This is a genomic window from Pseudomonas sp. 05T35, from assembly GCF_056396605.1.
Window position 1 is genome coordinate 1 of record NZ_JBFTLU010000442.1, and the last position, 4,955, is coordinate 4,955.

Here is a 4,955-nt window from a genome sequence, read left to right on the forward strand (position 1 = left end):
CCTCTACCCTCTACACCCACGCCTTCATTCTGTTTGCCTGCGCCCATTACTGGGCCAAGGTTCGCGAGCCGTTGGTGGAATCGGTGCTCAATGCCGCGCTGGAAGTGGTCGCTCAGCGTTTCGCCACAGACGACGGTCTGTACGAAGCCAGCCTCGACCGCGACTGGTCATCGCTCAAGTCCGGGCCGTTGCAGAACCCGCTGATGCATCTGGCCGAAGCATTCCTCGCCACGCTGTCAGTACGCGACGATGCCCCGGTCGAGGCCGCGCTCAATGCATTGTGCGGGGCGATGCAAAAGCACTTCATCGACCCGCAGCACGGGGTGATGATGGAAAAGCCGCTGGGGGCTGTGGATAACTGGTTTGAGCCGGGGCATCAATTCGAATGGTTCTTCCTGCTGGAGTCATCGGCGTTGCTGCGCGGATCAAAACTGCACGCTTCGCTGACCCGCGCATTCCCGTTCACCGAGCAATTGGGCGTTAATCAGCAAACGGGCGCAGTGCGAGCGATGCTCGACCTTGAACTGGACGGCCGACCTCGGGATGAGACCCAGCGCATCTGGGCCCAGGCAGAATACCTGCGCGCCCTGACCTTGCGCCCGGACAGCGAGGCGTTGCTTGAGCGTCAATTGAACGCCTTGCAACAGCGTTTCCTGCATGCCGGTGGCTGGTACGAGTGCCTGGACAGGGATGGCACGGTCAGCCGCCAGGACATGCCGTCGACCACGCCTTACCATTTGGCGACCTGTTATCGCGGCCTGACCGAGTATCTGCGCTAACTGATAGATCGCTATCGCGAGCAGGCTCGCTCCCACAGGGACACCGTTGAACCTGTGGGAGCGAGCTTGCTCCGGGCGGCGATCCGACGATGGCAACAACGCGGTCTTCAGCCAGCAATCCACTTGCGATCACCGGTAAAGCTGATGGTCAGCCAACGCGCTGCATCAGGCTTGCCGAGCTTCGCCGAAATCCGCTCACGCAGTTCATCCAGCGTAGCCACGCCATCAAGTCGGTAATCCGCCGGCAATACCACGTGAATCTCGATGAACCGCGCCCGCCCGTGCTTTTGCACATACGAGATGTACTCGACAAAACCATGCTCGGCCTTGGCCTCGTCCATCACCTGGCGAACCTTTTCATCCAGCTGATCAGGAACAATTCCCAGCACATCGCGTAACGCCGGCCCAAGGATTTTGAACGCCGGCGCGAGCATGCTCAGGGCCAGCAGGATCAGGATCAACGGGTCAACGTAAGCGGCCCACTGGCCATAGCCCTGCGTCTTGAGCAGCAACGCGATGAGGAAGCTCACCAGCAAGCCGACCGAGAGCATCGCGTCCACCAGCCAACTGATGTTGTCGAACTGGATCAGCGAGGATTTCAACGTGCGATTGCGATAACGGACGTAGAAGAAATAGCCGAAACAGACGACGCTAAGCACCGCCGCAAAAGGAATAACCAGACCCAGTTCGATCTCGCGGCCACCTTGGATGATGCCGAACATACCGCTGAGAAAGGCGTAGATCGCAATCAGCAGCAGGAAGCTGCCTTCGATCAGCAGCACCATCGGTTCGAGGTGCCAGAAGCCGAACTGAAAGCGCTGGTTACTTTCCTTGGCGATCAGCTTGGCGGTGATCAGCATCAGGACCTTGATGAAGGTCGCGATCAGCGAAAAAAACCCATCGAACAAGATCGATTGGGAGCCAGAAAAAAAACCCGTGACGATCGCGGCGACCGCCACGGCGAACATCAGGATGGTCGATTGTTTGAGCAGTACCTGCTCACCTCGGTTACTCACATTTCCTCCTTCTGAAACCCTGAAAACCGCGGTTTGCGGTGGGGGTTTCGAGAGGGAGTGTACCTTATGCCATGTTTTGGCCGATTTACCGCCATCGCGAGCAGGCTCGCTCCCACAGGTTCAACGGTGTCCTTGTGGGAGCGAGCCCGCTCGCGATTGGCCGTTACCCGGTCTTACGCCTTGCTACTGCGGTCAATCGCAAACCCGCCCCAGGTCTGGCTCACCGGCATCAATTCCAGACGGTTGATGTTGATGTGCGCCGGGGCATTGAGGACCCAGAAAATCGTCTCGGCGATGTCCTGCGGCTGGATCGGCTCGGCGCCCGCGTAGGTGGCGTCGTAACGCGCCTGGTCACCGCCAAAACGCACCAGCGAGAACTCGCTTTCACACAGGCCCGGCTCGATGTTACTCACCCGTACGCCAGTGCCTTGCAGATCGCAACGCAGGTTCAGCGAGAACTGTTTGACGAAGGCCTTGGTCGCGCCATACACATGGCTGCCCGGGTACGGGTAGTTGCCGGCGATGGACCCCAGGTTGATGATCCCGGCACCGCGGCCGTGGGCGATCAAGCGTGGCAGCAGCAGGCGAGTGCTGTACATCAGGCCTTTGATGTTGGTGTCGACCATGGTTTCCCAGTCGTCCAGATCGCACTTGGGCGCTGGGTCTACACCCAGGGCCAGGCCTGCGTTATTGATCAGCCCGCGCAGCTTGGCAAACGACGGCGGCAGGTTGGCGATCGCCTCCTCCATGGCCTTGCGGTCACGCACGTCGAGCACCAGGCCATGGACTTCGGTCTGCTTCGACAATTCGGCGCACAGGGCATTCAGACGCTCTTCACGACGGCCTGTCAGTACCAGTTTCCAGCCGGCCTCGGCAAAACGACGGGCACAGGCTTCACCAAAACCGGACGTCGCGCCGGTAATAAACAGGGTGTTGGACATCGTGTTCTCCTGGTTTGGGCTGATACGCAGCCGTTGGAATAAAAACTCAACCAGCAGCATGCCCGGCCCGGAGCGCAGCGGCAACCGGGTCATTGGTGCTCACGTCACAGGCTGCGCGCGCACTGGATCTGCGAGAAGCTGCCGCCATTGAGGGTGACGACCGTGGCGCTGGTTTTCTCGATCTCGCCGGGGAGCGTCAGGTGCAAGTCCTTGAGGGCGCTCTGCGGGGTCTGCCAGAGAATGGTCTTGTACCTCACGTAACCGCTGGCTTCACCGCCGCCCGTGACGAGCCGGATCGTGCTGCCGCCGGGTCGATAGTAAAGGGTGGTGCTCGCCCCGGTGCAGACATACGCATACTCCTTTTGCGGCGTGGGCAGCAGGCCACCGGACAATCCACTCACCAGGCTATACAACGCAGCGCTGATCACGAAAATACCGGCAAGCCCCGCCAACACCGTCACCAGCCCGTTGTAATTGCCAAACAGGCGACGCGGCGGCTGCTCACTGGACGCTTCGATCGCAGGTGCTGGCGATGCAGTCAGGACGACCTCGGGGTTCACCACTGGCAACGTAACCGGTTCGCTGACCAGTTCCTGAAACCTGACCGCCCGCGCAACCGGCTGCATGAGCGCAGGTTTGGGCAACCGCGCACGTTGCCGAAGAATGATCCGGGCCTGAAGAACCACATACACCGCACACAACAGGGGCACCACTTGATTGAGCGCAGGCGACTGGCTATTGACCCAGCCCACGACCACCGGATCAGAGACCGCAATGTCCCCCGCGACATAGCCCAGCAGTGCGGCGCCAATTGACACCAGCACCGGCTGACGCTGTAACAGCCGGGTAATCTGCAGGCTGCCGAACATCAGCAGCGGCACGCTCAACAGCAGTCCCAGCACCAGATAAAAGACACTGCCCTGGGCCACCGCCGCCAGCCCGACCACGTTGTCCATGCTCATGATCCGCACCATCAAATAACATCGAGCGGTTTCCTGGCAAAAGACGGCGTCATCGGAACATCATCCCAGCGAACGGCTCAGACCGGTGCCCTGCACACAGATCACTCATGGCCGTTGCTACTTGCCGCTGGTCGTTGCCGGCCCGTTCCGGAACTGCTTGAGAAATTCCGCGTCGGGCGTGAGTACCAGCATCGGCTGACTGTCAGACAGCGCCTGACGGTAGGTCTGTAACGAGCGGTACAACTTGTAGAATTCCGGGTCTTTGCTGAACGCCGCCGAAAGAATCTGGTTGGCCGCCGCATCGGCCTCGCCATGGGTGATTGCCGACTGGCGCTGGACTGCCGAGAGCAACACCGTGCGATCACGGTCGGCCTTGGCCTGGATTTGCTGGGCCCATTCAAAGCCCTGCGCGCGCAGCTCCTTGGCTTCGCGCTGGCGCTCGGATTTCATCCGGTCGTAAATCGCCTGACTGGCCTCCAGCGGTAAATCGGCGCGGTGCAAACGCACTTCCGTCACCTCGATACCGAGTGCGCGGGCCTTGTCGGCCACGTCTTTCTCAATGATCGCAACTTCCTGCTGACGGGCCGGCGACAACAGCGAGCGCAGCGATACCTCGCCCAACTCACGGCGCAACGAAGAACTGACCATTTGCGTCAGCTGGGCATTGGCTTGGTCCAGGGTCCCGACGGCCTGATAAAACCGCAGCGGGTCGCTAATGCGAAAACGCGTATAGGTCTCGACCTCGATCCGCTTCTGATCGCCGAGAATCACTTGTTCGGCCGGTGATGCCAGGGTTTGCAGACGGCTGTCGTAAAACACGATGGAATCGCTGAACGGCACCTTGAACTTGAGCCCCGGCTCYCCGGCAACGCCCATCGGCGCACCAAAGCGGATGATCAGTGCCTGCTGTGATTCATCGACGACATAGGCCGACGCCGCCAATGCCCAAAGCGCTATCGCGACGCTGGCTGCGGCCAACCCTTTGACGGTGCGGTTCATGGTCGGGCGTCCTTTTGCTGCGGTTTGCCAGGCTCGCTCAGCGGCATGTACGGCACCACCCCGGACATACCCTTGCCGGAAGAATCGATGATGACTTTGGAAGCCTTTTTCAGGACTTCATCCATGCTCTCCATGTACAGGCGCCAGGCGGTGACGTCTTTGGATTGCACGTAGCTGTTGTAAACCGAGAGAAACCGCTTGGCCTCGCCCTCGGCCAGGTTGCCGACTTGCGCCTGATAAGCCTCGGCTTCCTGGGTG

The 4,955-nt window shown here is 60.4% G+C and carries 5 protein-coding genes and 1 pseudogene; 1 reads left to right on the forward strand and 5 read right to left on the reverse strand.

Features of this window, described 5'->3' with window-relative positions; translation table 11 throughout:
* On the forward strand, positions 1-779 hold a 779-nt coding region (locus AC1DH9_RS24790; RefSeq protein WP_477808961.1), incomplete at its 5' end, for an AGE family epimerase/isomerase.
* A 107-nt stretch (positions 780-886) separates the two neighbouring features.
* Here AC1DH9_RS24790 and AC1DH9_RS24795 read toward each other — a convergent pair.
* From AC1DH9_RS24795 to AC1DH9_RS24815, 5 genes and pseudogenes are all read right to left on the reverse strand, one after another.
* Positions 887-1,795, reverse strand: coding sequence for a cation diffusion facilitator family transporter (locus AC1DH9_RS24795; protein WP_427538245.1), 909 nt, complete (start codon positions 1,793-1,795; stop codon positions 887-889).
* Positions 1,796-1,968: 173 nt separating this feature from the next.
* Positions 1,969-2,736, reverse strand: a complete 768-nt coding sequence (locus tag AC1DH9_RS24800) for an SDR family oxidoreductase (protein WP_145016416.1) — start codon at positions 2,734-2,736, stop codon at positions 1,969-1,971.
* Between the two features lie 104 nt (positions 2,737-2,840).
* Positions 2,841-3,698 (reverse strand): TerC family protein, encoded by an 858-nt coding sequence (locus tag AC1DH9_RS24805; protein ID WP_477808962.1) that lies wholly within the window; start codon positions 3,696-3,698, stop codon positions 2,841-2,843.
* A 117-nt stretch (positions 3,699-3,815) separates the two neighbouring features.
* Complete coding sequence (gene hflC / locus AC1DH9_RS24810) at positions 3,816-4,697, reverse strand: protease modulator HflC (RefSeq protein ID WP_427529564.1); 882 nt, start codon at positions 4,695-4,697, stop codon at positions 3,816-3,818.
* A pseudogene (locus AC1DH9_RS24815) lies at positions 4,694-4,955 on the reverse strand (FtsH protease activity modulator HflK); the annotation flags it as partial. The gene hflC and the pseudogene AC1DH9_RS24815, both read right to left, overlap by 4 nt.